This is a genomic window from Arenibacter sp. ARW7G5Y1, assembly GCF_003201775.1.
Classification (GTDB): Bacteria; Bacteroidota; Bacteroidia; order Flavobacteriales; family Flavobacteriaceae; genus Arenibacter.
On record NZ_QJJZ01000002.1, the window covers coordinates 376,218 to 401,631 of the forward strand.

Below are 25,414 nucleotides of genomic sequence, written 5' to 3' on the forward strand. Positions count from 1 at the left end.
AAAGACTTTACTTGCTGACCGGGGACTCGTGTCCGCTAGGGGAGGATCGGAATGGGAGGGTTGACCGACTTCCGCCTTGGCTTGGGCAAACATATTGATTTTACAAGTATGGTTCCTTAAAGAAAGTCCAAATAAGCTTGGGATTGGATATTCCTATTGACGTTTAAACTTGAGCGTATTTAGTTGGATAATTAGTCGATTAAAAGTTTCGTTTAATTGTTTTTACCAATATCATCAATTATATAAATACCTCCTAGAAGGTGTAATGGAGCATGAGACGCATCTTGGTAAAGTTATCCTTAACACCTAAACTGGGTTGGAAATGGAGTGATTTTCGTTATTATCACCTAATTCTTTTAAATATGCGCTGATAATATGTTATATTGCGTATACTATATGTTAAATAGAATAAAATTATGGCTACAGTCCGAAAATCATTGACCATTACCGAAGCCCAAGAGCAATGGATAAAACTGCAAATTAAAAATGGAGGTTTCGCCAACGATAGCGAATATATGCGGCATCTAATACGTTTGGACGAGGAACGCAATAGGGAATTTTTAATTACAAAAGCAGCTATACAGGCGGGCTATGATAGCGGTGTAAGCCCCAAGGTCAGAACCGTTGACGAGATTATGAAAGCCGCAATTAATCGTCGAACGGACAAAACGCAAGGAAAACAGAATGCATAGATATGCGCTATCCTATAGGGCTGACAATGACCTTGATGATATAACGGATTATACTTTGGAGATTTGGGGGGAAAACCAGACTCGGGATTATCTTGCCGGGTTCTTACAATGCTTTCAATCTTTAGCGGATAAACCAGATCTTGGCAGAAGTGCCGCCGAATATGCACCGCTCCTAAAAAGATACAATTACAAAGCCCATACAATTTTTTACGAACCAACGGAAAAGGGCATTTTTGTAGTCCGCATATTGGGTCAGAGACAGGATTTTGAACGCCATCTATAAGCACTGGTTAAAAATCAAATATGTTCGAAATTAAAACTTGGCTCTTCGATTGTGGAACGGGTAATTACTTTTTAGTTCAACAAGCTTCTAAAATTATATTATGATCTCAAAAATTGTTCTTTTTACAGAACCAGGAAAAGGAATTAAGAACTACCCTAACTATTAAGCTATTAAAAATCATGACACTAGTGTCTTAACTTTAACCGGGGTTATCTATCGGCCTTCTCTTTCCTATTATCCTTCATAGCTACAACCGTCACTTTGTCTTTGTTGAAAATGTAATAAACAGTTGTGTTTTTGTGAATGACCGCTCGCCTTAAAAGTTTTTGACTTTTTGATTCAGGATATAATGTAGGGAAATTAGATACCGTTAATTCAAATTGCCGAAGCAATCTTTCAAATTTAACGACCTCCTTGACAGTGAACTTTTGAATCAGGTAATTTTTAATGGCAATGGCGTTTATCAGAGACCTTTTTGTCCATTCTACCCTGTAAGGTCTATCCATTGGTCAAACCGTTCCAGAATTCATTGGATTTCATAGTTTCACCTTGTTGATAATCTCTGATACCACTTAGAATATTAACCCTATCACTTTCTGTAAGTTCTTCCCACCAGTCGATGGATTTGCCCTCACTGGATAATTTAACGGAACTAAGCAGACTTAAAATAGACTCATCGGTTAAAGATTGGATCCATCCAACAAGCTCCTTTTTAGTATTGTTCAATTCTGCTGTTCCCATATTATCATTTTAAAGTAAAGTTACAAAAACCGTACAATTATGAATTAATTCAAAGACGAACTTTTTTTTCACCGGGTATGTGTCCTTGCCTATCCTTGTATTTGAACTTTCAAATTTGCTTTATGAAGAGAGAGATAAAATTTTTGTGCTATAAATGGTTCTTTTTACGGTGCTCTTCAAAAATCGAGATACTGGAGCTTTTTTCTTAGAAACTAGAAGTAGGAAAACTGGTAAGGCTACTGATAGCGGTTCTAGCCTGTCCAAAGGTTACCACTATTGTTTGTACACAACTCTCTAAACTAAAAATTTAGTTGTACTTTGTCTGTCACTAGGGATAATATGAACCCAATTGTACCACATTTTAAGATGAAGAAAATAATATTAGTATTAATTACTGCGGTTCTATTAATTTATTGTAAAAAAGAGCAGAAAGTCGATGTTGAATATGTAACCAACAAGTTCAAAGAATATGCTGCTAAAAGAGAAAAGGTAGCATACAATATCCAGAAAATAGATTCCTTTGCCAATTCTGAAAAAGTATCTATTAAAACTGGTTTTGCATTTATCGATAAAAATAGCAGTGATGAAACTTTGGGGCTTTCATTCTATAGTAAAACAGATGATAATCCAACAGCGTATGTTTACGATAAAGGGACCCGGTATTTAATTTCAAAATCCGATAAAACATACGAAGCTGAAGAAAGAACAGCCGATGATGCCATAGTACGTCCTGGTGGGAGGTTGATTGTTACTCAGGTTTTTCATCTTGATACGGTTTATTATAAATCGGTATCATTGAGCAGAACGGATAAAAATTATGTTTTAAAATATAAATATAGAGATCAGCCAACTTATAATATTACTAATACAGAAGTAACGGTTGAGTTAACGAAGGACAACTTCTTCCCTGTTAAGATTACTCAAACTGAGAAGATGATAGGTAATAGATCTTTTAATCAAATAATATTGAGTAACATCAAAATAAACGAGGAAACCAAAAATTCAATTGAAAATTATAAAAGCGAGTTTAAAGATTTTAAACTAGTTCAACCCGAAAAGGAAGTACAGCAGTCAAACCCCCTTTTAAATAATGAACTTCCGAAAATAAATTTATCAGATTTATTTAATCCTAATGAAACTATAAGCCTACCGTTTAATAGCCTAACACTAATTGACTTTTGGGAAGTTTGGTGTGGCCCTTGCATTGCCTCGTTCCCTAAAGTAGAAAACTTAAAGAATAAATACGCAGCCCAACTTAAAGTCATAGGCATTGTAACAGAAGATATTGAAAAAGCAAAAGAACTGGTTAAACTAAAGAAGACCACATACCAAAACCTTATCGGAAATGAGGCACTAAAGAAAACTTTTAGTGTCAATAGCTGGCCTAGATACCTTTTGGTTGATAGTAACGGAATATTAATAAAAGAGTACTTTGGATTTTCAGAACAAATTGAAAAAGATATAAAGGAATTAATTAAAATCCTATAAAACGGCCGGTTAATAGAGTTGAGTAAAGAAAAAGGGAAAGTGTCGTAAAATGTTCGTTTTAGGGGACTTTTGGATTATGAATTAAAAATTTTGACACAGATTTTCCTATCATTTTAATTTGTGCAGATTTTTACTTTGCGTTATATACCTTCATCATTTCGATTGTTGATTTATGCGGCCTGCCTACTGCTTTTTCAAAATCGGATACCACATCGTTTGCGTCATTTTTAATGCCTTCATAAATCCCTGCTATCACAGTTCCTAAAAAGTCACCCAGTTCTGCTTTTCTGTCACTTTTATATGCTTCAACAGAAATCGGATTATAAACAAGATTGGTATCATAAACTTGGTTTATGCATTCCGCAAGTTGGCTTTGAGTAATTGGTTCGCCCACGAGATTGTAAACTTTCCCATTGTGTTTTTCTTCGGTTAGTATTTTTGCGTAAGCATATCCCAATTCTTCTCGGCTAGTGTACGTACATTTTCCATCGCCTGCACAATTTCTAATTTCTCCATCTTTAATATATGTATCCATATATTCTAAATCTGGCTCAATATAAATCCCATTTCTACCTATTACCCAGACAAGACCTGAATCTCTAACGTCTTTTTCTGTTTGACGATTGCTCTGTACAACCGGGCTAAATGCGTTATTTTCCTCAGCACCAACAATACTGGTGTATACTATTTTCTTTACTCCGTTTTGCTTGGCCGCCTCAATCACATTTCTGTGCTGTTGAATTCTTTTTTGAGGTTCATCCATACCTGAAACTAAAAGCACGGCATCAACACCTTGTAAAGCCACATCAAAATCTTGGCGATTATTATAATCTCCTTTTCTTATTTCAATTCCGAAATGTTTCGCTTTATCCGGTGTTCGGGCAATGCCAATTACATTCTCCTTCCCAATTTCATTAATAAGGTGTTTTACAACGGAAGCACCTAATTTCCCACTTGCTGATGTTACTGCTATTTTCATGCTATTTTTATTTAGTGTCTATAAATTAAGATATAATAGTTCTTCTGTTTTTGCGAAGTCCAACGAATTTATCCTTTACAAAGGGTATTCTTATAATAAAACCAATACCCACGATTACAGCATAAATAATCCATGTTTTATCTAAAATTGCCACGTGTAATATGCTTAGGAAGATGGCTGCATATGCGAGACTTTGCAACTTTTTCCAATTCCTTTTAAGTCGTTTCATTGATTTTCTGTTGGATGTAAAAAACAAAGGAATTAATATCAGAATAGCTAAAAATCCAGCTACATAGTTCACTTGGGTAAATGTTTCTAAAAATCCTTCGGCCCAAATAAAAATGATAAAATGAAGAAAACTCCAAACCGCTGTTGCGATACCCAAGGCTTGCCTGACAAAGAGCTTGGTTATCCCAAAAATGATAAAGACCGGTGTTAATGTTAATACGGCCGTCATCCATCTAATGGCAAACTCTCCAGAAATATGATATAACATTTCTAAAGTGGTCATACCATCACTACCTGCACCTTCAATTAACGTAATGGATAAACCATTCGTAAAATCAATATGAACCATATTGATTAGTATGAACATTGGCAGTATGGCCAATATCGCAACTATCATCCAACCGTAATTTCTTTTTAAAAAATTCATGTTGATTATTGAAGTTTTGATTTGATTTCCTCTAACTCCTTTTCAAGTTTCTCCGCTTTTTCTTTGAACTTTTGCATGGCTTTTTTAAGCTGACCTATTTTTTTGAAAGCTTCTTCATCTTGAACAGCTTCATAAATTGTTACACCCTCTTTTTCCTTTATTTTTGATTTACTACCACATTTTGGGCATGTTGCTACTTGACTCATGATTTTACTTTTTAATAGTTATTAGTGATACTTTACTTCCAAATTTTGGTTGTATGTGATACCTTTTGTTTGCACCAACCTCTTTTAAAAACGCTTTGGTGTCTGCCATTTCAGCATTATCCACATAAATGATAGTGTTGGTATGAAAATTAGGTTCAAGCATTCGGAATAGCGATAAGTACAAATCTTTCCAGCCATCTAACAACAACAAATCTATTGGCTCATGATAATCTTTCAAAGTCTGTAAGGCATCGCCAATTCTAACCTCAATAAGGTTGTTTACACCTGCCTTCTTAAAGTTTTCAATTGCTTGTTGCGCTTTCGATTCGATTAATTCTGTAGTAATGATGCGACCTCCCGTTTCCATCGCACCTTGTGCTAAAAATAATGTGGATATCCCGAATGAAGTTCCAAACTCCACGATGTTCTTAATGTTGTTCTCCTTTATAAGCTGCTTTAAATCCGCTCCTTGTTCTTTGGATATGGAAAGATATGCATCCTTAAAATCCAATGGTTGCATGGGTCTGAACATGCTTCTTGCAGCACCTTTCATCATTTTAACACGGTCGTACTTAGAATCGTCGAACAATTCATTTAATGTACTTGTTACTTGGTCATGTAAAGTCATATTTTTCTATTAGTTAAACAGGGAATTCTAAAAATGTTTGGTATTCCTTGTTGCTTTTTATTTTTTGACATATCGCTTTCCCTACCATTCCTTATATAAATTATTATAGCTCTTTATTTTTCTCCAATTCATAGGAATAGGAGAGGTAGTAGTTTCTTGCGGGGGCATTTACTTGTTGTGCCGCCAAAGCCCTTAACAACTTTACCTTAACTTCAATGACTTTTGGTTTTTGATAGTCCGTTTGAAGCAGAGCGTCGGCTAATTGTAATCCCCACTGATAATCACCATCCTCTACTGCTTTGCTTAGTTGCTCAAATATCTTTTTCTCACCTCCTGCAAGGTCAATAATATGTTTCGCCTCTTGTGATGAAGAAAGTGGGTAAAGGTTTGTAGGGTTCCCATCAAACCAACCTACATAGTGAAGAAATATGGAACGAACCCCCCATGGAACCGAGCCATAAAACTCCTGCAAGTTCGGTTGATCTATTAGTGAATCGGCCAACCTAACACTGTCAACGGTTTGTTGAAGTGTATACCCTTTATTCATGGCATCTATTGTTTGCCGGTAGATACTTAAAATCGCTGTTGCGTAGTTTTTAAGATTATTATGGACAATTGATTTTCCGGAGAGTGGGCGTGTATGCCCAGGCACGAGGTACTCCACAGGGAGAGTACTCATTTTTTGTATCGATTCGCCCCATGATTTGACATCCCTATATTGCGAACCCCGAATGGCATAAAGGTTTGGAAACGATTTGTAATAATTATCTCCTGTAAACAATGTTTTTAGACCGGGAATCCATACAAAAAGCTCGTCATTTGTTTCCCCATCAGCGGCATGCAGTTCGAAATCCAGGTCAGCGAGCGAAACCAACAGCGAGTCTTTAAACGTAATATTGGGTTCAATATATCCTTCCCCGGCCCTGTCCGTTGGAGTGATACCGGGGGCCACACCTCGATTAATGATATCTTTGGCCGGTAAATCCCGCCCAAATTGCCTTGCGTTACGCTGTTTTAGGATGGGCTCTACCGGTGAACTTCCTTGTAGCCCATCCTTAAATCCTGCTCTGGCAATTATCTGAACATCCTTGCTATTGCCAATAAAAGCGGAAGTACCTCCCGTATGATCATCATGGCCATGTGTGTAAATTACTGCCTTTACAGGTTTGCTAGTTATCTCTTGGAACTTTTCCGCTACCGTTTCCGCAGCCCCCAAAGCGCGGAGTGCATCGACAATGACCACTCCTTCTTCTCCAATTACCATGGAAGCGTTTGAACCATCATATCCCACGGCCACATAAACATATTCATTTAATTTGATGATCTCAGGAGCAAATTCAGCACTTTGGCCTTTTAATTTGGTGATATTTGGATTTTCTTGTTCTTGAGACACATTCTCTTTAGGAGAATTTTGACATGCCTGCATAGAAATGATTACCAATAGAAACAGGACTATTTTTATTGTTTTGCTAACTTCGATGAAGTGTCTATCTCCTACTTGAATCTTATTTAGTTTCATTTTCTATGATTTTAAAGTTCGGTACAAAATTGGCACTATACCGGACAATCGGGTAGGTCAATCTTCGGAAAAGAATGGTAAATGTGGGAACGAAACTACTATAACCCGGTTTTGAACGGTGTTGATTTAGTACAAGTATATTTTTTTGAAAAATTCCATTGGGTTATTTCAGTCATAACTACACAAAAAAAATCTGATGAAGTTTGTGAAATCTTCATCAGATTTAATAGTAGTTCCTAACTGATCACTATTCTTCTTATTCAGAGAATGATAGACTGAAATTTATTCAGGTATTTTTAAATGATCAATAATCCCACTTAGAAATACTGTTTTTAATGGTCGTTCAGGCTTGTTTTCGTAACCGATTATAATAGAACTGTGCACTAGCATTTTTTCAAAATCCAAAACCACGGTCAAATAGTCCCTTCTGTCAGTTTCGTGCCAATTGATCATATAAAGGTCATTACCAATTTTAAGCGAACGATAAGGAATATCTTCGTTTCCATTTCCTTTTGCCGGCCCGGCAACCCATTCATATTTGGCTTTGCCATTGTTGAACTCAAAGTGTATAGCCGTTCCATTTTGATACTGGAAATTCAGTGAGTATCCATCTAAGAAGTGTTCAGGCTGTCCGAACTGAAATTTATTTTCTTCCGATGTTTTGCTTTGACCAAAACTAAGTCCAACGCTAAATAGCGCAAGACAAATAAGTGTAACTAATTTTGCTTTACTCACAAGGTTTCTATTGTTTTTCTTGTGTTCGTTATTTTTCTTTGAAAGGTTCATCTTCTTATGATTTAAAAGTTCGGTACAAAATTCGCGAAATGTTGAATAGCCTGGTAGGTCAATCTTCGGAAAAGAATGGTAAATATAGGAGCGGAACGGCTATAGCCCGGTTTTGAACTGCTTTGGTGTAGTACTGGTATGTTTTTTGAAGAATTTCGTGAAATTTGTCACTTCGTCGAAACCCACCGTATATGCGATTTCCTTTAAACTATCATTTGTGCTTGCTATTGCTCTTTTTGTTTCCAAGATCACAAAATCATCAACAAAATGTTTGGCAGTATTGAGGGTGAATTCTTTGACTATCTTATTCAAATGTTTTGTAGAAACCAATAGCATATCGGCATAGTCCTTTACATTTCTCGTGGTGGTATACTTTTCTTCCACCAAATTTTTGAATTCCAGAAATAGCGGATAGTATTTATTTTGTTTTTGAGGTTCATCTGTCTGTGAAAGACGCTCTAGTCTTAATAAATATAATTCGAGCATTACCGCCACAATATTCTTTTGGGCATAGGTATTTTCTGTTTCCAGTTCAATCTTTAGATGTTTAATAAATGGCTCATTGAAACTGATACCATCAACGGCAGCTTTGGAAATATGATAATTATAGAGATGGGAAATAAACTCAATGGACGATTTTGAAAAATAGTTAAGTACAAATTCTTCCGTAAACACAATCAGGAATCCGTCATAACTTGGATTTTCTTCAAAAGCATGTACTTGTCCTTTCGCTATTTTCAACACCGTACCTTTTTTTAATGGATACTCTTTCAGGTCGATCTTATGACTTCCGACACCATTGGTAACGATCAGCAAGGCAAAAAAGCTAAGCCTATGGGGCAAATTGGGGTTATGGTCCAAACCTTCTTTTATTCTTGCAAATAAGTTGGACACATTAAGGAGCTCGAATTCCTTTTCGTCTTCTTCGCTTTGAAATGATATTTTGGGAATGTTATTCAAATCGATACGTTTTTCAGCTTAGTAATGATTGGACTAATTTAATGATTATATCCTATCTATATGGGCCATGGCATCCATTTTAGAGTCCCATAAAACGGCCGATTCACGTGACACTTTTCACGGAGGGAAAAATCTTGGAGGGTATTGTCTCATTTCTGGTCTTTTTTATTAGTTTCGTTAATTAACCTTTTACGGCACTAAATATGGTAATAGGATATGCGAGGGTTTCCACCCCGGAACAAAAATTGGAATCTCAAATAGATCTGTTGAAAAATAGCGGATGCGAAATAATCTATTCGGATATAGCAAGTGGAACTCGGGACGATAGAAAGGGCTTGAATGAAATGCTGAAGTATATGAGAAAAGGGGATACTATCTTGACCTATAAAAATGATAGGGTATTCCGTTCCCTAAAAAACATGGTACAACTTATCGACCGGTTCAATGAATCTGGAGTACATTTTAAAAGCCTCAGCGAACCCGAATTCAATACTAATTCTGCAAACGGTAAATTTTTACTTCAAATTTTTGCTGCTGTTGCCGAATTCGAACGTAACCTTATAAGTGAGAGAACAAAAGTCGGCTTGAACAATGCCCGTCAACGTAATAAACTTTTGGGTAGGCCTTCTGGGTCAAAACGGGAAACTATTGAAAAATACCATTATGCCAAGCATCTATACGACCATATGGATGTGGCGATTGGTATGGCATGTATCAAGGCTAAAATTAGTAAAAGTTCATTTTATAGGGTGGAAAGGCAACTTTCAAAATGAAAGATCAATAAGCCATGTTCCCTGGATTTTTAAATCGGTCCACAGCTAAAACAAAGTTTAATGGTCAAAATGGTTGTCAAATTTTAGGATTTCGAAATGTAGGTGGCATCCCCATCTTATTTCCGAATTGCCTACAATTCCAATAATTTCACTGTAACTGATAGGTGATTAAATGGTCGCTTGGGCTCGAACTAGGGACAACTTGATTATGAGTCACTTTTTTCTAATAAAAATTATTCATATTAAATCATCCAGAAATAGTTCCAGTTAAATTGGATCAAGAACAATTGTTGTGTTTATGCAAATATTGTGGTCAATCTATAAAGGAAGAATTCTACGTTTTTGACTCCTCTGAATTGCGCTCTAAAAGCTTTTATTTTTGCATTGAATGATTCCGCCGATGCATTTGTACTCCTGTTTATAAAATAGTTCAGGATCGACCTATAATTGAGCGATATCGTATTGGCAATAGTATTGAAGGCCCTAAAGCCTGTATTCTCTACGTCTTTGTACCAATGTGCCAGCTTTGTATATGCTGTTTGTATAGAAGTTGCCGTATTGAATATGTTCCTGAGCCCCTGTACCAGGTCGAAGGCCACCTTTATATCCGGATATTGGGCGAACAATATTTTGCTCCTTTCGGATTGGTTTTGTGTCCAATTGTTGGGCGATTTGTAAAGGAGATACCTACTTCTGGCCAAGAGCTGTTTTCTAGTGTCCCCATTGCTAAATTCTTTTGGGACGAATGTCCCGTTCTTTGCCCTTGCCTGCTTTATCTGTTGGTTCTCCCGGTCTATGGCGTCCCACCTATGTTTGATGCGGATGTCCTGAAGGGCCTCCAGTGCCAGCTTCTGTACATGGAACCTGTCCGTTACCTGTATTGCTTTTGGGAAGCATTGTTTGGCGATGGTCTTCATGGAGTTGGCCATATCCAGGGTAATTTCCTTGACCTTGGCCCTTTTTTTGGCCGATATCTTTAGCAGCTGCTCAATGATCGGTCCCACCTTGGTGCCGGCGAATATGGCCACTATGGAACCTTTTTTGCCCTTGGCCTTTTTGTTGGTAATTATGGTGTAGAGTTCCCCCTTGGAGAGTGCCGTTTCGTCAATGGACAGATAAGGTCCCATATTCTCTGGGAATATGAGCCACTCCTTGGCATGTGGTCTCTCCTCCCATTGTTTGAACTCGCTTAAATAATCCCGAAACTGTCGCTGTAGTTTTTTGCCGTTGACCCCATAAAATCCGCCAATGGTATGGCAGTCATTAGCTTTGGTACTGACCAAGTACTTTTAAAAAAGCAGCGAACTCAACGGTCATACGAGTCCCCTGTGCCACTAGATCCCAATCTCTTTGCACGGCTTGGCCAGTGGCCTTGTCCAGCCAACGGCGGCGCTTAATGTGGAGATAAACTGACTTTCCCCTTAACGGAAAATCCTGGACGACGATCTCTTTGTGAAAACCATGGGCTATTAAAGTGCGATGTTTTTCCTCTTTCGGGGTATCTTTTTTTTCTTCAAAATATAAATGAAGCGCACCCTCTTGCATATTATGGGAGACTAGGTCAAAATGGGTCGTTAATACTTCTGGCAGTATAAACTTTAATAGGTCCAATGATAATTCCAATACGATCGTTTTTCCGCAAAGATCTTATTCTATTTTCAATTCACACACAACTTTTGGGATTGATCCTAAGAGACTATTAAAATTATAGGAAATCCTCCATACCCTTTTCCTGCTAACAGGAATAGAATAACTAGGAAAAAAGGTAGTGCTAACATACTTAAAATTTGAAAATTCAAAATTTTCTTTCCAATAGTATTCATCTTTCTATCATTTCTATTCTTGAAAAATATAATTGATGGGAAAATAATATTACCAAATGGGATTACCAACATTGTTAAAACACTAAAATTCATAAGTTTCAATGTTTTTATGTTGTTTTTTACAAATAATTTGGGGTTACCTTCATCATGAAATATATCTGAGCTTTCAATGGATAAAGTTTTCGCTAAAGTTTTGAGGGTATGAGAACTTCCCGTTGACAATCCTTTTTCGATTCGCTGAATAGTTCTAATGGATATTCCAGAAGACTTTGATAACTCTTCTTGAGTCAGGTTTTTAAGTCTTCTATGCTCCTTTAAGCTATTCTTCATTGTGGTTTTCAAATTACCGTTAACATTATAGGATTAAATCAGGTAAGCCAAGGGCGCAGTTCTTTAATGTAACTATGCGGTCTCGGTTTTGCGCTATCCTTGCTACAGGGATTGGATCCTTTTTATTTTTTCCAATTTAGGGATTTTTAGTCAATAATATGCAAAGAGGTTGGACAGGAGCGGTGTTTGGCCAGCCAATTTAAGGGAAGGCACGAGCCAGTGGGGAATTTTATTTGTTTTCTTTAAAGTGGTACAATTTAAAACGGGATGGCTGGCACTGATGCATTAAAGAAAGCCTGTAAAGCGGTTTAAATAAGCTGGATTTTCTAAAAATTAGGACTTGTACAACGGCTGCCCGTGTTGGTTTTGTTGAAAGCTGGTTTGCAAAGGCCTCCAAAAATATCCGGTTACTTGCTGACCTAAAAAGAGAAACTGCCTTAAAAGGGAGTTATAGAAGTTTGTTTTTTTTATAATTTATTTGCTTGTGCAACGGTTACGTTCGTTTTATGGGACTTTAAAAAACTAGAATTTAACGTCTCACCAAACGCAGTTTCTTTTAACGAGGTGATGTACTTCATTTATTTGAACTCACTTTTCTGATACAACATAATGCTTCTTTCCATAACCGACGCGCCCGTCCCTTGAAATAGCCTCTACAACAATTATATAGTCGCCCGGAACGTCTCCATTATAAAAACGAGCCGATGCGCTTCCTGACTTATCAGTGCTCAGATGGGGTTGCCAGTGGATAAGTGCCCTAAGATCCGGCTTTTGTTCTTTGGTGGGAATCGGACTGTCGTATTTTGGGGTGTAGAATTCCATGACCGGGGAAAAGACCTCGACAGACGTATTAAAGGTGCCAGGTGTCGGCCTTATGGAAGTATTGATACCTAAACCGCCTTTGGTAACCACAGAAATGATATGTCCAAGAGATGGCGTATTCATGGGACTTACCTCTGGAAAAACACTCTGGTACAAGCTCCTAAAGGAACTGGCGTACTGGATAAGTTCTACCCGCTCTATAATTTCGGGGGACATATTGGACACCTGACCATATTGGTGTTTGTCAAGCGGTTTACCGTCGACGATCAATAAAGTCCCCTCCTTTTTTGGATTTCCCGGTACGATACCGCGTCCGGATTGATATCTTACGGCTCCATACTGTCCCGCTCTGACATGCGCAAGCATAAACCCGTCGCTATATTTTTCAATAAATACCTGATCTCCGTAATTGAAAAGAAGGATACTGTATAGCCCATAGGACCATTTTTTCTCCTTTGCCCTTAAATCATCTCCATTGACGATCCCATCTGGTTCTCCGTATTTGTCGTAAAGTTTTTTGCGCTCGGGACTTAAGAGGTTGTCGGTAACAATCACCTCGTCCAGTTGCGTAACCCCATAGAGGGAATCTAATATGGCTTCTGTTCGGACACGTTCCATTCCCGCCACGGCCACACTTCTGATCAGGGTATCCAGTTGACGAAAGGCCGGCCTACGATCATAGGTTACTTTTGGAGGCTTTGGGTTATTCAAATTGATCCTATAATCAAGTTTATTCCCCTTTTTTCCATCATCTACCGTAAGTAGGACCCGCATGGGTGGGCCATAGGTATCCTCCATCATGAACCTGAAGTTACCCAGACTATCGGTGGTTCCTGAGTAGAAGACCGGTGACTTTGATAAGGAAGATAAGGTAAGCCCCACGCCTTCCTTAGAGAGTTTGCTCCTTCCGGGGGCCTGTACCGAGCCCCTGACCTCGAGGCGAGACTGAGGCCAATAAAGGGTCTTCTCGATGCGTTTTGCAGGATATTTGTAACGGCGCCAGCCCTGGGAGAGCATAAGGGCGTCGAGGTCCTGGGCACGTCCGGTATTCTGGGAATTAAAGTAATAATCGGGATCCTCGATCGTTCCCCGCAGTTCCGAACTTAAAAGAAAGTAGGATTTAATGTTCCCAAACGTATGCTGGCCCTGTACTGAATTGATGGCCAAAACGGACAATTCTACGGGGCCCTGAACGGAATCTTGTCCCGTGATAAGGATATCCAATTGGGTAGGTTGGCGCCGTGCATACGTTTCCCTGTCCGTAGCCAGGTCCACCTTCAAATGGTCTTCGGTCTTTTCATTGAAGAACAGCCGCTCCGCAACGGTATTTTTGTTCTGGTCCATCAGGGTAAAGACGAGTATGCCCTCTGGCAATGCCTCCGATAAAAGGCTCTTGGACAGATATCCCTCTCGCAACGGACCCTCTATCATAATAAGATCCTGCCCCCGGCAAGAGACCTTGATATACACATTGCCGGAAAGGACATTTGAGTATACCCCCGCCCAAATATTTTTGCCAGTTCGTTGAACAGAGATAATACTTCCATTGGATGCCGATTTGGGCAAAGGGAATTTTACGATGGTTTTCGGTCCGTTCGTGGAACGAATTTCGGCATGGTAGGTACGGGAACTTTCGGCGTAAATTGAAAAATAGCCCATTCCCAAACGGTTTGACACAAAATCAATGATATGTTTCCCCCTGTCGTCGAAAACGGTTCCCTGGACCCTGCTTCCCTTGCCGTCGATGCCTATGGCCTTGTACGCTATCTTGTTGCTGTACCCCTCAATTAACGTACCGCTTTCAGGAAAGAATTGCAGGTCTACCTCGTTTTGATCCAGGACGACCGTTTCGGATAGCCCCTCTACTGTCACGGTCACCCAGCTAGGGTCTTCCAGCATCTCGTATTCAAATGCATAAGCTCCATGGCCATTTCTTTTTATAAGCAGGGTGTCGCTCCCCTTATCTCTTTCTATGGCGACCTGTACCTGCTTGGCCCCGGTCGATTCTATGGCGTCTGACCTAACCTTAGCGCTCAAAAGGAACCGCCCGTCACCTACTTTCTCCAGTTTTAGGGAATCCAATAATTTCGGGTTGTTTGAGGGCCAAGGAGCTACAATGTCCACGTAGCGCTTATAAATGAAATCATCCCCAAAGTTTCTGTTCCATTGGGTATAGGCCTGTACCAGATAGCGGCCCTCCGGCAAGCCCTTTTCGGGTTCAAAAGACCCCCTCCCTACCCCTTTGGACAACTTGACCAATTTACGCGACACGATTTTCCCGTCTGGACCAATCAATTCAACATGAAGTACACCGCTAATTTCCGTGAAACGGTGGGAAATTGCATCGGTTACGATGGCCTTGAACCAGATAGTTTGGTCGGTAGCGAACACTTCGGAGGCAAGCTGCAAATAGATCTTTTCGGGCGACCACCTATCTTGTGAAAAAACGGAGGTTGAAATCGACAATAATAGCAGAATGATAAACTTTCTTGACATTTTTATTTCGAATAGTAAACTTCTAACCAAACGCACACTTTAATATCTAGATATCTAGAGTTTGTACTTAAGTTAGTCATTTGAATTTATTTAAAATGAAATACCATCCTATTGGAAGGTATTAATGCTTTAAAAAATTTACTCTTTAAACATTAGCGACCTAAATACTTAAAGAAGAGAAAGCTTGTTTTATATTTTGAATATTACTTTTCCGATAATATTCTTTTGGGCAACAGGGCCAAATGACCTAGAGTCAATAGACTTGTTTCTGTTGTCCCCAATCATAAAATAGTAATCGTTTTTGAAAATATAAAATTCACTTTCTTTATTATCATAATAAAAAGAACATTCTTCTCCAATTTCACCCCCTTCTTCCCATTCCATAATATCACGATAATCCTTTATTTTGTTTGACTCAAAGCTAATCTTTAATCCTTTGTAGGGAATTACAAATTTATCCATGTTGTTTTCCGAATAGGGTGGGAATTGAATCATTGAGTTATTATGTTTGGCGTCTGGCTCGATTGCCCCGATCGAATCGACGCTTTTACAACCCATAAGCAATTTTTCCTGGTTCAAATCAAGATTGATTATAACGTAACCGGAATATTTCTGTATAATACTGCTTGAGTCCTTATTCATACACTCTTTTAAGTCATTAAAATTTCGGTACCAAACCTTTCGAAAATGACACGAGGTACGGGGAGGGTGTGCGTATCGCCCATTAATAAAAATATCCGTGTCTTTTATTTCAATTATGTCACCTGGCAGACCAACACATCTCTTCACGTATATCGTTGATTCTTTACCTACGCTGAAGACTAAAAGATCGTTTATTTTTGGTTTTTGCTTAAATTTCAGCTCTTTTAAGATTTTTGCTAGGGGGCTGCCGTAAAAAATCTTGCTAACAATTATAAAATCGTTTTTTTGTAAGGTGTTCTCCATCGAAGAACATGGTATATGGAAAACATCAAAAAAAAATAACCTTAAAACAATCGTACTCAAAAAAAACCAAAATAAGACATTTAATAGCTTAAGAAAAAAAAAGCGAGCTATCTTTAGTCGTAAATTCAAACGCTTTTCCATAATTACAGTTATAATGATTTCATTTTTAATTGATTGTGCCTGCCGCAACCATAAACAACAGGTATTGTCGAATCAATCAACATAGTTCACACCTTGAAGTTTTAGAAAATTTTTTGCTCCATTTATTATTTCAAACGTTGTCTCGGAAGGAACTGTAACCTTTAAATTCAATATTCTATTAGCAACATTCACAGCATTTTCCATTTGATTGTTGTCGGAATACATTTTAAGCAATAAGTAATGGCTCCTAAAACTTCCTGGAACCATATTAATGGAACGTTGATAACATATTTCAGCATTTTTGTAATCTTCTATTTCCTTATAGCAATTCCCCAACACATTTTCTATTACGGAATTATTAGAATAATTCTTGGCATTGCTCAATATATTAATGGCAGCATATGTATCCTTTGCACTATATAAAGCCAGACCATAGTCGGTAAGGAACTTCCCGTCGGTATCAAAAAACGGGTATATTAACCTGTAACCCTTAACTGCCAAATTAAAATCTTTATCCAAATAATTTTCGTGGGAATTATTCCAAACATAATAAGCTTTTGCTAGTTTCAGTGTCTTATAAAACAGTAAGCAAGAGATAGATAGACTAATCAATAGTATGTAAAATGATCTTGATTTTGATTTATTTTGGGGTTTAAAACGGTTGCAAAAGGAACTAGCCTGGTTTGCAGATAAAATTGCCACGTAAAGGATTAACACCAATTTAATAGGCAGAATTTTAGAAGGATACGAGAATAGTGAGAAGATAATTATCGACAAAATTCCGGCCATTGCCATCTCGTACAATGGTTCATTTTCTTTTAAAGTCCCTCTTCTAATAATTAAAAAATATAGCACTAGCAACAAAATTGACAATCCTAATATTCCATTTTCTACGGAAAACTGTAATGGTTCGTTAAAGGCATAAGCTGTATTCCCTGCCCTTAGCGCCATTTTTATGTTATTGTGTTTTTCAAAATATTCTGACTGATAAAGCATATAGTTACTATGGAACCTGTCATAGCCAAAACCCATAACAGGCCTATCTTTCAACATTTCCACAGTAGTTTTCAATATCAACAACCTCCCTTCAGTTGACCCTTTTTTAAAATTATATATAAAAATAATGGAAGTAATCATGCAACATATTGCCCCCAAAACCAACAAAACCTTTACAACCCTTTTCTTTGTGTTTTTTTCAAAAAAGGACTGAATATTCTTGCGATAGATATATCCTACAGTAAAGAAAATAACAATAAAGGCGGCTCTCGATCTTAATGCAGGAATTATTGTCACACACCCAATAATGTTTAAAACAACAGCAAAGTGAACGATTGCTTTTCGTATATTAATATATTTTTTCCCATCTTCAATTAGGAAATTACCATTCTTTAAGAACTGTAGGCCAATTGGAAAAACGGCTACCAAGTAACCACTGTAGGGGCCACTGTTAAAAAAACCACCTGTTACCTTTAAAACCGAACTGTTAGATTCTATCAAGCCGTATAATTGTAACCATCCTATAATGATTTGGATATTGGCACCGATAATGGCCGCAATAAGTAGCCAAGAATGATGTTTAGGTGTAAGCGATTTTATCACAAAATACAATGCCAGCAACCCCAGCAATTCGTAGAACCTTATTGAAAAACCGTAAGTGGGTTGAAAAAAATATCTATTGAACGTTATATAAACCACGAGTAGAAGAATTGAAATATCTATCCGGCCAATAGAAAAGGATTCATCAGAAACTTTCAGCTTTCCCAAAAATAAGCAGACGATTAATAGGGTTGCGAGTAAGAATATAATAAATTTTCCGGTCACTGGGGAGCGTCGAAATGGCAAGAAATCAATCGATGGCAAAAATACGTATAGAGAGAATAACAACAGCACTATCAATAAGTTAATACTATGTTCTAATCTTAATATTCTAATTTTGGTACAATCTATCTTAAGTGTCATTTCAATGTCCTTTTGCAAAATAACTTTCAGGATTCAAGGGGCTAAGGCTTTTTCAAATTTTATAGAAAGTGAGTATTACAATAATCGGAAATTATCCACATCTCCATATAGTCCATGTAAAATGAAAAAAATATTCACAAACTCCGAAACCTGTTAAACTAACGTTCGTTTACGAATATTTGCTTACCGTCCCTATAAACAAAGGGTAATTCTTCCTTACCGTGGTCCTTGTTTCTTAACCAGTATATCGTATTCTCGGGTACATTCTCAAATTTTAAAAAGTTATACTCTGCAATTTTGGAGCCTCCACTTTTCCATCTCTTATCGTAATATAAAAGCTCGTAATTATCCCCAATCACTATTCCATTGTTGGCATTTCTGGGGGCAAACCTTACTTGTGAAATGTGCTGAGGGCTTCCAAAATCGATACCTATGGAAAAAGTTGTAACGTATGTTTCTAGGTTGCCATCCAAGGCCCGCTCTACATCTTGGCTTGAAGGTAAAAGGTTACCATTCAATTTTGTATAAAGACCAACATCCACGTTTCTTAATTTTTCCTCAGACAAGATAGAAGGTTCCGACCCTTTGACAATATTCATGTTTTGATTTACTGAAGAGAACACCTCAAAAGTTGCAATATTAAGCGGTTTACCATTATTAATACACCTCACATACCTAAATTTCTTTTTTGTCGAAATAGGTAAGGCTTTCACTGAAAAATCCAAAATGTCTGATGAGCCAATGGAATAGAGGTCTATTGCATCCGAAAAATCCGCGCTGTTGGCCCCTTGTATTTTGGAGCCAATCATATCCTTCATGAACTCAATTAAATGGTATTTCAAGGGAAATTTACGAGTAAGTCGTAAGGTAATCGGATTGTTGTTGGGAGCTATTTCCATAACCTTTCTGTCGAAATCGATATGTAATGGGTTGGAGATTGGAATGAACCCATTGGAATCATAGATACCAACAATATAAGTTGCATTTACAGGAACTTTTTCAAAATTGATTTTTTTACGGTCATAATCAATCTCTCCCCAGGCAATGGGCTTCCAGCCTCTAGGGCTAAATATCGCCAAATAGCCCAATTTTCTATTGGTACTATCCTTCTTAAACTTGTAGGGAACTGAAAAGGTGGTAACCTTGTGGTATTCCTCGGTTACATCCTTCATATATGGGTTTTTGAATGTATTCGGGACGTATTCATTAATGCTGGCCAATGTTCTTGGGCACCTCTGTTTGACATACATATTTCTGTACATTTTGGATAATTCGTTTTGATGCCTGTAATCACCTAACTGTTGCCATTTAGGGGAATAATGGTGATAAATTCCTGAAGTATCCCGTACCGATACCCCATAATGTATTTTGTCCCTGTTAAAGTAACCCGAAGTATAGTCCAAATAAGCGGGAACGCCACATGCGTTTAATACCCTTACTGTCCATTCGGAATGTCGGTCGCAATCGAACTTATAAAACTGTAAAATATCGTAAAACCCTAAATTTCCGATTTTATGGCCATTGTCCTCGAAAACATCGAGACAATAGGTGGCAAAATTTAAGCGTCTCACGGTATTAGCAAGGTTTAAAGAATCATTAGAATGAACAATACCGTAAAAATAATTATTAATATAACTGGAATATGTATCCACAGATTCATTCATGCTCCTATATGTCAACAAGGTGTTCTTGAACTCGTTATAACTCAAATCCCTTGCAAAAGGGGACTTCTTCCAACAGGAAAACGCATTATCAATATGGTCAATCAACCAGTTGCAGGAGATATTTTTCAAATCGGGATAAATTCCGTTGGTTTGATTTTCCGTTTGGATATTGAATAGCAATTCCTTGCCAATACTATCTACAAAGTGCTCAAAATGTACAACTTTTTTTCTATGGAATTTTACGTCAACAGTATCAGGGTAAGTTCTTTTTATCAGGGAATCTACAAAGCCCTTTGTCGGAGCGAAATCCTTTGTGTCTAGAATATTATGAAGATAATCTGCAAACCGGAAAAGTGAAGTATCTGCCTCATGAAAGAAGATTACTTTGGTAAGCGAGTCAATTTTTTTAAATGATTCTTTTACTAAATCTGGGTAGGACTCAATCCTTTTTGATGAAAAATGACCCTTCATATTAGATATAAGAAAACAGGCCGCCCTATATTTTAAACTGTCTTGTGGATACTTTTTATAATGATCTAGCACTTTAATCAATTCCATTTTATTTTCCCCCGCTTTTTCTAAAGAGGAAAGCACACCTTTCGGATATGGATATCTTCTTAAATCCACACAATTATAGAATAGGAGAAGAAAAAATACCAATATTTGTAGATTTACCAAAAGAACAAATAATCTTTTACTCATTGGAAACAAAATAGAATATGAAGTGGAATAGCCCTTATGCTTAATAAATGTAACAAGCCAACAATCATTGGTTCTATAGTACTGTAAAGAGCCAAAGTTTCATTCCACCCTACCATAAAATGTCAATAAAAATGGGGATAATGGTGAATTACTGTTAACAGTCACTACTTTGTTTACAAAACCTTTCATGTGTTCATCACTTACAAAGATGCCAATTATCGAATCAGTCTTTCCAACAGGTAAAGGGCTATCATTAAAATAAGCTACCGTACAGCCACAAGTAGCCTCTGCGTTATAAATTAAAAATGGGTGTTGCCCTACATTCTTATATTTAAAAACCCTTTTAATTGTATCGCCTATCTTAACGGAACCTATATTGATAGTAGTATTTGTAATAAACTCAATCTTAACACTATCGTTTTGCACATTCTTAAATTCCAAATTATATTCATTATTCTTGTCTTTGTGTTTTTGATTACATCCAGTCAATCCAATAAAAAGTAATATTGTCCATAGCAATATTTTGTATTCATTTTCCATTTTCTAAAATAATTAAGTCACTAACTTTTACTGACTAGTTTTCAGATAATACATATTTAATTAATTTGTTAGAGTCCATCATTCCATATAAATGTGTGAAATTTTCTCTGTCGATAGCTATTGTATTCACTTTTCTGTCCAATTTAATTCTATTTACTGGATTCCCTTCCCAATCATAAACCAAGACAATATCGGATATATTGAAGTTTTCATCACTGTCGTTCAACAAAGGGCCACTGTAAAGGGCGAAGATATTTTTATCACTAACCGCAATATTGCGAAAGCCTTTTTTACTGTCCTTCCCTGCAACAATTTTCTTTGAATTTGGTCCTACAAGAAGATTAAAAGTAGGCAGATAGTATACTTTTTGATATTTTTTCTTTAAACGATAATTTTTGTCAACCGATATTATTTGAATTACTGCTCCTTTACCAGAAAAACAAGCAAATTCATGGAAGCTTCCTGGTCTATAGGCTACTCTATTATCCATTCTCATATTTAAATATTTGAAGTACAAAGAATCCTTTTCGCTTTGGGTTTTATTATTTTCATTTCCGGGTACTTCAATACCCGTTGTTAATTTGTTTGTATAGAGGTTCAAAACGCCAAAGGTTTTGTTATCCATATTTGAAGTTAAAAACTTACCGAATAGAATTGAATCGTTCAAGAAATAAGTATTCGAAAAAGTAATTTTTGTTGAATAAAAAATAGGTTTCGGCCTGTATTCAGATTTATTTAATAAACTGTCCCAATTATAGCGAAAGATTTTATGCGGAGAGTTTACCTGGGTAATACTAAAAACTGAATCATTGTTTGCGACACCATTTTCCATTGAAACTGCATTAATATTCATTTCGGATTCTCCATTGCCCGCAAAACCAAACTTCTCTACTAAACGGCCATCTTTTAAATTGACAATACTAAAACCCGCCTCACCTGTATTATCATTAAAAATGGCCAAGGTGTCATAAACTTCGAATTTACGGGGCCGAAATAGTATTGTGTCGCTTTGAAATCGGATTTCCTCACCTACCAGTACAATCTCATTATCTTTAGAAAAATCGTTTAACGGATTATTGTAGTTGTTAGCACAACCCAACAGAACACACGTTGCTAGTATTTTTAAACAGTATATATGTAGAGGCGGATGTATCTTATAAAATCCTTTATAAATATTCCTATAACATGTTCGTAAAATACGTATCATAAAAACAAAGCGCAACTTAAAATAATTAATCATCACAAGGTCGATTATACTAGCATATGTATGTTTTGATTTTTTGTGAATACATCCAAAAAATACTTTTTAGGGTGTTCCGTATCCAATTTTTTCCTTGATCTGTCATCAAGTAATTTAACTACATGACCAATTTGGTTGTTTTGCACGTTGCCCAAAGGTGAATCCTTGGAAAAATACTTTCTCAATAATTTGTTGGTATACTCATTGATGCCCGTTCCCAAGATACTTATGGATATATGAAAAATACATTACAACCGATTTCTTGGCGATTTTCATATGCCCAGAGATCTCCTTACCTTTGTCATTGGATTAATATGGATTCATTCCTTATAAAGTTCTTGTGCATTTACTGTGATCTTGAAGAACTTATCGATTGCATTTCCACCGACATTTTCGACTAACAGTAAGCTGGAGCACCTGTCCAAAATGCACCCTTATGCCCCTTTTCGATGATAAGGTCTTCCTTGAAGTTCCCGACAGTTTTCTTGTTTTCCACAATCGAGAGGAACTTATCTATGGCGACCCTTCCCAGTATGCCCACTATTGTCTTTTCTCAGTATCGTTTATATTTTACGTAAGAATTCCTCAAACTCTTGTAAAGTTTACCTCCAATAGCCTTGTCCTCCCATATCCTTATTTAGATGCGCTCACGACAGACCATATCTATATCCCTCAGACGTGCACTACTTGTTATCACTTAGAGGGACCATTAGTAATTCCAGAGCTTGTCCCATTCATAAAGCTACATCTTGGGCGTAAAACGCTTTTTCACATGTCCTTCCCTCATTCGCTCGTCTACAATTATTTCGGTATCTTTGGTATTGTTAACGCCCCGTCTTCCCTAGTTCCTTTCCTGCTCTTGGGAAAGGGACGACTCGGCAATGGATGTTTTATGAATATATCTATCTTCTTAAGGCCGTTTTTCAACTTCCACTCAACAACAGACCTTTGTTCCAAGGTCATTTGTTTGTAGCTCTTAACACAACTATTTGACTTTTTTGGGGAATTTTTCCTTCGGGGATACCCCCGAAGGAAAACTCCCATCAAAAACTTTCAATAGCAATTGAATCTAAGCCAAATTCCCCTTCTATGATATAATAAATCCAAGAGGCAAAATAACATATCTCCAAAACGTTAAAGCAAATCATACTTGGATACACTTTGAACTACAGTCTATTCATCTGAGATAAATCAATAAAATTTAGCAGAACCCCCTTAACTTGACAACAAATATGATAGTACAAAGTAAAACAATGAATAATCCATGAGACTTTTATATTTCTTCAAAATCATAAAGTGTATACCATTCACCACCACCCTCTTCAATACATGTATCCCAATCACTGTAAACACAAAAGCCAGATGCCTTGGCATCTTTAACCTCTATAACAGAAAAAGAATTTGCCGAACTACTATTAATGTTAACATAATTAACCGCCATCACAACAGCTACTAATAAACCACCTAATAATTTTAAATAATTTTTTGTTTTCATAATTAAAAATTTTTAAAAGATTAATAAAAATTACTTATGTATATACACATTAATAAAATTAGTAGATTATTTATTTAATGTACACTATTTCTTACTTTTTTGTAATAAAATATTAACTATAAAAGAAAAAAAAACTTAGGTAATAGCTCAGGGCAAACTCACACTTTCCAATAAATACATCTTCAATAAAATTTCATCCAAATAGATGTAATTCAAGTAAATAAGTGTTGTTTTTTAGGTCGATTATTTGTATATTGTACTGATAATTGATTGTTGTTGAAAACAATCCACAATTTCAAGTCCATTTTCAGCAAGATGGACGACCCCAGGAGCGATATAAACAAGCTTCACAGATTGGACGATATCCTTCTTATTGGTATAATTTCGGTGATCTGTGCCGCGGATACATGGAAAGATATGGAAACATACGCCAGGGCAAAAGAGGATTTTTTACGTTCGTTCCTGGATCTTCCCAATGGCATACCTTCCGATGACACCTTCAACCGTGTATTCTCATCAATAGATCCAGAACAGTTCGAATCCTGCTTTATGGGCTGGGTATCGGGATTGGCCGATCTTACCGATGGCGAGGTTATCCCCATTGATGGCAAAACGCTAAGAGGCGCCAGATCCAATGGAAAGAAGTCCCCTTTTCATATGGTAAGTGCCTGGGCCAGTGACAACAACATGGTTTTGGGCCAGGTCAAGGTCTGCGAGAAGTCCAACGAAATTACCGCCATCCCAAAACTCTTGGAGCTTATTGCCATAAAAGACTGTGTAATCACCATAGATGCCATGGGTTGCCAAGAACATATTGCCAAGACCAATGTTGGGCAAGGGGCCGATTACATCTTGGCCGTAAAGGACAATCAAAAGCGGTTGCACCGGGATATCGAAGATGAATTTAGATTTGGCAAAGCTATCGGGACCCATATCCATGACGACCTGGGCCATGGTAGAATAGAGACACGTAGCTGTAGTGTCATCAATACTTTTGACTTTATAGAAAACACGGATAAATGGACCAAATTAAAGAGCATCATAAAAATTGAAAGCATCAGGGAGTTTAAAAATAGTGCAAGATCCAAAGAAACGGCTACCCGATATTATATCTCAAGCTTGGAGAACAGTGCGGAGGCCTTCCAGAAAATGATACGCCTACATTGGGGAATTGAAAATAAATTACATTGGGTATTGGATGTCGCCTTCTCGGAAGATGCATCAAGAAAAAGAGCGGGAAATGCCGCCCAAAACTTCTCGATACTGAGCAAAATTGCCTTAAACCTGTTGAGACAGGACAAACAGACCAAGCAAGGCTTAAAAGGCAAAAGACTTAAAGCGGCCTATGACAATAACTATATGACCAAAATATTAGGAATAAAAGTGTGAGTTTGCCCTGGGTAATAGCTTACATTTAATATGTGCCTAGCAAAAGCTGGAGTATTTTTTCTTTTTTACCTTAAGTGGCACAGATTGAAACGGAATGGGTGGCACTGATAAACGGTATAAATATGAATTGGCAGGCCAGGAGAATTACTGGACTAGGG

At 37.2% G+C, this 25,414-nt stretch carries 24 protein-coding genes; 5 read left to right on the forward strand and 19 right to left on the reverse strand.

Annotation, left to right across the window (positions count from 1 at the left end):
- The first annotated feature begins 416 nt into the window (after positions 1-416).
- Together C7972_RS04730 and C7972_RS04735 are read left to right on the forward strand one after the other, a co-directional pair.
- Positions 417-692, forward strand: a complete 276-nt coding sequence (locus C7972_RS04730; protein WP_110355077.1) for a type II toxin-antitoxin system ParD family antitoxin — start codon at positions 417-419, stop codon at positions 690-692.
- Positions 685-975, forward strand: coding sequence for a type II toxin-antitoxin system RelE/ParE family toxin (locus tag C7972_RS04735; protein ID WP_110355078.1), 291 nt, complete (start codon positions 685-687; stop codon positions 973-975). Before C7972_RS04730 ends, C7972_RS04735 begins: the two co-directional genes overlap by 8 nt.
- 209 nt (positions 976-1,184) lie before the next feature.
- On the opposite strand, the gene C7972_RS04740 is transcribed toward C7972_RS04735, so the two are convergent.
- Positions 1,185-1,481 (reverse strand): type II toxin-antitoxin system RelE/ParE family toxin, encoded by a 297-nt coding sequence (locus C7972_RS04740; protein ID WP_110355079.1) that lies wholly within the window; start codon positions 1,479-1,481, stop codon positions 1,185-1,187.
- Positions 1,474-1,716, reverse strand: coding sequence for a hypothetical protein (locus C7972_RS04745; protein ID WP_110355080.1), 243 nt, complete (start codon positions 1,714-1,716; stop codon positions 1,474-1,476). The genes C7972_RS04740 and C7972_RS04745 overlap by 8 nt, the downstream gene beginning before the upstream one ends.
- Positions 1,717-2,082: 366 nt before the next feature.
- On the opposite strand from C7972_RS04745, the gene C7972_RS04750 reads away from it, so the two are divergent.
- On the forward strand, positions 2,083-3,204 hold the full coding sequence (locus C7972_RS04750) for a TlpA disulfide reductase family protein (protein WP_181422827.1): 1,122 nt from the start codon (positions 2,083-2,085) through the stop codon (positions 3,202-3,204).
- A gap of 130 nt (positions 3,205-3,334) precedes the next feature.
- Here C7972_RS04750 and C7972_RS04755 read toward each other — a convergent pair whose 3' ends face one another.
- From C7972_RS04755 to C7972_RS04785, 7 genes are all read right to left on the reverse strand, one after another.
- Positions 3,335-4,183, reverse strand: coding sequence for an SDR family oxidoreductase (locus tag C7972_RS04755; protein ID WP_110355082.1), 849 nt, complete (start codon positions 4,181-4,183; stop codon positions 3,335-3,337).
- Between the two features lie 25 nt (positions 4,184-4,208).
- Complete coding sequence (locus C7972_RS04760; protein WP_110355083.1) at positions 4,209-4,838, reverse strand: ferric reductase-like transmembrane domain-containing protein; 630 nt, start codon at positions 4,836-4,838, stop codon at positions 4,209-4,211.
- Between the two features lie 5 nt (positions 4,839-4,843).
- The gene (locus tag C7972_RS04765) at positions 4,844-5,044 is read right to left on the reverse strand and encodes a hypothetical protein (protein WP_110355084.1); all 201 of its coding nucleotides are present in this window, start codon (positions 5,042-5,044) and stop codon (positions 4,844-4,846) included.
- A 4-nt stretch (positions 5,045-5,048) separates the two neighbouring features.
- Positions 5,049-5,672, reverse strand: a complete 624-nt coding sequence (locus C7972_RS04770; protein WP_110355085.1) for an O-methyltransferase — start codon at positions 5,670-5,672, stop codon at positions 5,049-5,051.
- A 103-nt stretch (positions 5,673-5,775) separates the two neighbouring features.
- On the reverse strand, positions 5,776-7,191 hold the full coding sequence (locus C7972_RS04775; RefSeq protein WP_220020871.1) for an alkyl/aryl-sulfatase: 1,416 nt from the start codon (positions 7,189-7,191) through the stop codon (positions 5,776-5,778).
- 282 nt (positions 7,192-7,473) lie between these two features.
- The gene (locus C7972_RS04780) at positions 7,474-7,977 is read right to left on the reverse strand and encodes a MoaF N-terminal domain-containing protein (RefSeq protein ID WP_110355086.1); all 504 of its coding nucleotides are present in this window, start codon (positions 7,975-7,977) and stop codon (positions 7,474-7,476) included.
- Between the two features lie 99 nt (positions 7,978-8,076).
- Positions 8,077-8,937, reverse strand: coding sequence for an AraC family transcriptional regulator (locus C7972_RS04785; protein ID WP_110355087.1), 861 nt, complete (start codon positions 8,935-8,937; stop codon positions 8,077-8,079).
- A gap of 203 nt (positions 8,938-9,140) precedes the next feature.
- On the opposite strand from C7972_RS04785, the gene C7972_RS04790 reads away from it, so the two are divergent.
- The gene (locus C7972_RS04790) at positions 9,141-9,710 is read left to right on the forward strand and encodes a recombinase family protein (RefSeq protein ID WP_093978151.1); all 570 of its coding nucleotides are present in this window, start codon (positions 9,141-9,143) and stop codon (positions 9,708-9,710) included.
- Between the two features lie 296 nt (positions 9,711-10,006).
- Here the strand turns inward: C7972_RS04790 and C7972_RS04795 are convergent, their stop codons facing one another.
- The 10 genes from C7972_RS04795 to C7972_RS04850 all read right to left on the reverse strand — a co-directional run bounded on the left by C7972_RS04795 (position 10,007) and on the right by C7972_RS04850 (position 23,867).
- Positions 10,007-10,993: a transposase gene (locus C7972_RS04795; RefSeq protein ID WP_110355088.1), complete on the reverse strand. Its 987-nt coding sequence runs from the start codon at positions 10,991-10,993 to the stop codon at positions 10,007-10,009.
- Positions 10,974-11,333, reverse strand: coding sequence for a transposase family protein (locus C7972_RS04800; protein ID WP_031443165.1), 360 nt, complete (start codon positions 11,331-11,333; stop codon positions 10,974-10,976). The genes C7972_RS04795 and C7972_RS04800 overlap by 20 nt, the downstream gene beginning before the upstream one ends.
- 65 nt (positions 11,334-11,398) lie before the next feature.
- Complete coding sequence (locus C7972_RS04805) at positions 11,399-11,863, reverse strand: helix-turn-helix domain-containing protein (RefSeq protein ID WP_110355089.1); 465 nt, start codon at positions 11,861-11,863, stop codon at positions 11,399-11,401.
- Positions 11,864-12,451: 588 nt separating this feature from the next.
- Complete coding sequence (locus tag C7972_RS04810; protein ID WP_110355090.1) at positions 12,452-15,181, reverse strand: hypothetical protein; 2,730 nt, start codon at positions 15,179-15,181, stop codon at positions 12,452-12,454.
- 189 nt (positions 15,182-15,370) lie between these two features.
- Positions 15,371-16,267, reverse strand: coding sequence for a signal peptidase I (gene lepB, locus C7972_RS04815; protein ID WP_110355091.1), 897 nt, complete (start codon positions 16,265-16,267; stop codon positions 15,371-15,373).
- A 72-nt stretch (positions 16,268-16,339) separates the two neighbouring features.
- Positions 16,340-18,031 carry an O-antigen ligase family protein gene (locus tag C7972_RS04820; protein WP_146216267.1) on the reverse strand — a complete coding sequence of 564 codons (1,692 nt, stop codon included), beginning with the start codon at positions 18,029-18,031 and terminating at the stop codon, positions 16,340-16,342.
- Positions 18,032-18,384: 353 nt separating this feature from the next.
- Entirely contained in the window at positions 18,385-20,592 is a 2,208-nt protein-coding gene (locus tag C7972_RS04825; protein WP_110355093.1) for a hypothetical protein, read from the reverse strand.
- 99 nt (positions 20,593-20,691) lie between these two features.
- Complete coding sequence (locus tag C7972_RS04830) at positions 20,692-21,132, reverse strand: DUF1573 domain-containing protein (RefSeq protein WP_085496262.1); 441 nt, start codon at positions 21,130-21,132, stop codon at positions 20,692-20,694.
- A gap of 34 nt (positions 21,133-21,166) precedes the next feature.
- The gene (locus C7972_RS04835; protein ID WP_176225580.1) at positions 21,167-22,339 is read right to left on the reverse strand and encodes a BF3164 family lipoprotein; all 1,173 of its coding nucleotides are present in this window, start codon (positions 22,337-22,339) and stop codon (positions 21,167-21,169) included.
- A gap of 1,306 nt (positions 22,340-23,645) precedes the next feature.
- On the reverse strand, positions 23,646-23,867 hold the full coding sequence (locus C7972_RS04850) for a hypothetical protein (protein WP_085496254.1): 222 nt from the start codon (positions 23,865-23,867) through the stop codon (positions 23,646-23,648).
- Positions 23,868-24,143: 276 nt separating this feature from the next.
- On the opposite strand from C7972_RS04850, the gene C7972_RS04855 reads away from it, so the two are divergent.
- Positions 24,144-25,256, forward strand: coding sequence for an ISAs1 family transposase (locus C7972_RS04855; protein WP_375334780.1), 1,113 nt, complete (start codon positions 24,144-24,146; stop codon positions 25,254-25,256).
- Positions 25,257-25,414: the final 158 nt, after the last annotated feature.

What these genes read in the sequence shown, in the direction of transcription:
- C7972_RS04730 (WP_110355077.1), top strand. Translation starts at nt 417, where the DNA reads ATGGCTACAGTCCGAAAATCATTGACCATTACCGAAGCCCAAGAGCAA.
- C7972_RS04735 (WP_110355078.1), top strand. Translation starts at nt 685, where the DNA reads ATGCATAGATATGCGCTATCCTATAGGGCTGACAATGACCTTGATGAT.
- C7972_RS04740 (WP_110355079.1), bottom strand. Translation starts at nt 1,481, where the DNA reads ATGGATAGACCTTACAGGGTAGAATGGACAAAAAGGTCTCTGATAAAC.
- C7972_RS04745 (WP_110355080.1), bottom strand. Translation starts at nt 1,716, where the DNA reads ATGGGAACAGCAGAATTGAACAATACTAAAAAGGAGCTTGTTGGATGG.
- C7972_RS04750 (WP_181422827.1), top strand. Translation starts at nt 2,083, where the DNA reads ATGAAGAAAATAATATTAGTATTAATTACTGCGGTTCTATTAATTTAT.
- C7972_RS04755 (WP_110355082.1), bottom strand. Translation starts at nt 4,183, where the DNA reads ATGAAAATAGCAGTAACATCAGCAAGTGGGAAATTAGGTGCTTCCGTT.
- C7972_RS04760 (WP_110355083.1), bottom strand. Translation starts at nt 4,838, where the DNA reads ATGAATTTTTTAAAAAGAAATTACGGTTGGATGATAGTTGCGATATTG.
- C7972_RS04765 (WP_110355084.1), bottom strand. Translation starts at nt 5,044, where the DNA reads ATGAGTCAAGTAGCAACATGCCCAAAATGTGGTAGTAAATCAAAAATA.
- C7972_RS04770 (WP_110355085.1), bottom strand. Translation starts at nt 5,672, where the DNA reads ATGACTTTACATGACCAAGTAACAAGTACATTAAATGAATTGTTCGAC.
- C7972_RS04775 (WP_220020871.1), bottom strand. Translation starts at nt 7,191, where the DNA reads ATGAAACTAAATAAGATTCAAGTAGGAGATAGACACTTCATCGAAGTT.
- C7972_RS04780 (WP_110355086.1), bottom strand. Translation starts at nt 7,977, where the DNA reads ATGAACCTTTCAAAGAAAAATAACGAACACAAGAAAAACAATAGAAAC.
- C7972_RS04790 (WP_093978151.1), top strand. Translation starts at nt 9,141, where the DNA reads ATGGTAATAGGATATGCGAGGGTTTCCACCCCGGAACAAAAATTGGAA.
- C7972_RS04805 (WP_110355089.1), bottom strand. Translation starts at nt 11,863, where the DNA reads ATGAAGAATAGCTTAAAGGAGCATAGAAGACTTAAAAACCTGACTCAA.
- C7972_RS04810 (WP_110355090.1), bottom strand. Translation starts at nt 15,181, where the DNA reads ATGTCAAGAAAGTTTATCATTCTGCTATTATTGTCGATTTCAACCTCC.
- lepB (WP_110355091.1), bottom strand. Translation starts at nt 16,267, where the DNA reads ATGGAAAAGCGTTTGAATTTACGACTAAAGATAGCTCGCTTTTTTTTT.
- C7972_RS04825 (WP_110355093.1), bottom strand. Translation starts at nt 20,592, where the DNA reads ATGAGTAAAAGATTATTTGTTCTTTTGGTAAATCTACAAATATTGGTA.
- C7972_RS04830 (WP_085496262.1), bottom strand. Translation starts at nt 21,132, where the DNA reads ATGGAAAATGAATACAAAATATTGCTATGGACAATATTACTTTTTATT.
- C7972_RS04835 (WP_176225580.1), bottom strand. Translation starts at nt 22,339, where the DNA reads ATGATACGTATTTTACGAACATGTTATAGGAATATTTATAAAGGATTT.
- C7972_RS04850 (WP_085496254.1), bottom strand. Translation starts at nt 23,867, where the DNA reads ATGAAAACAAAAAATTATTTAAAATTATTAGGTGGTTTATTAGTAGCT.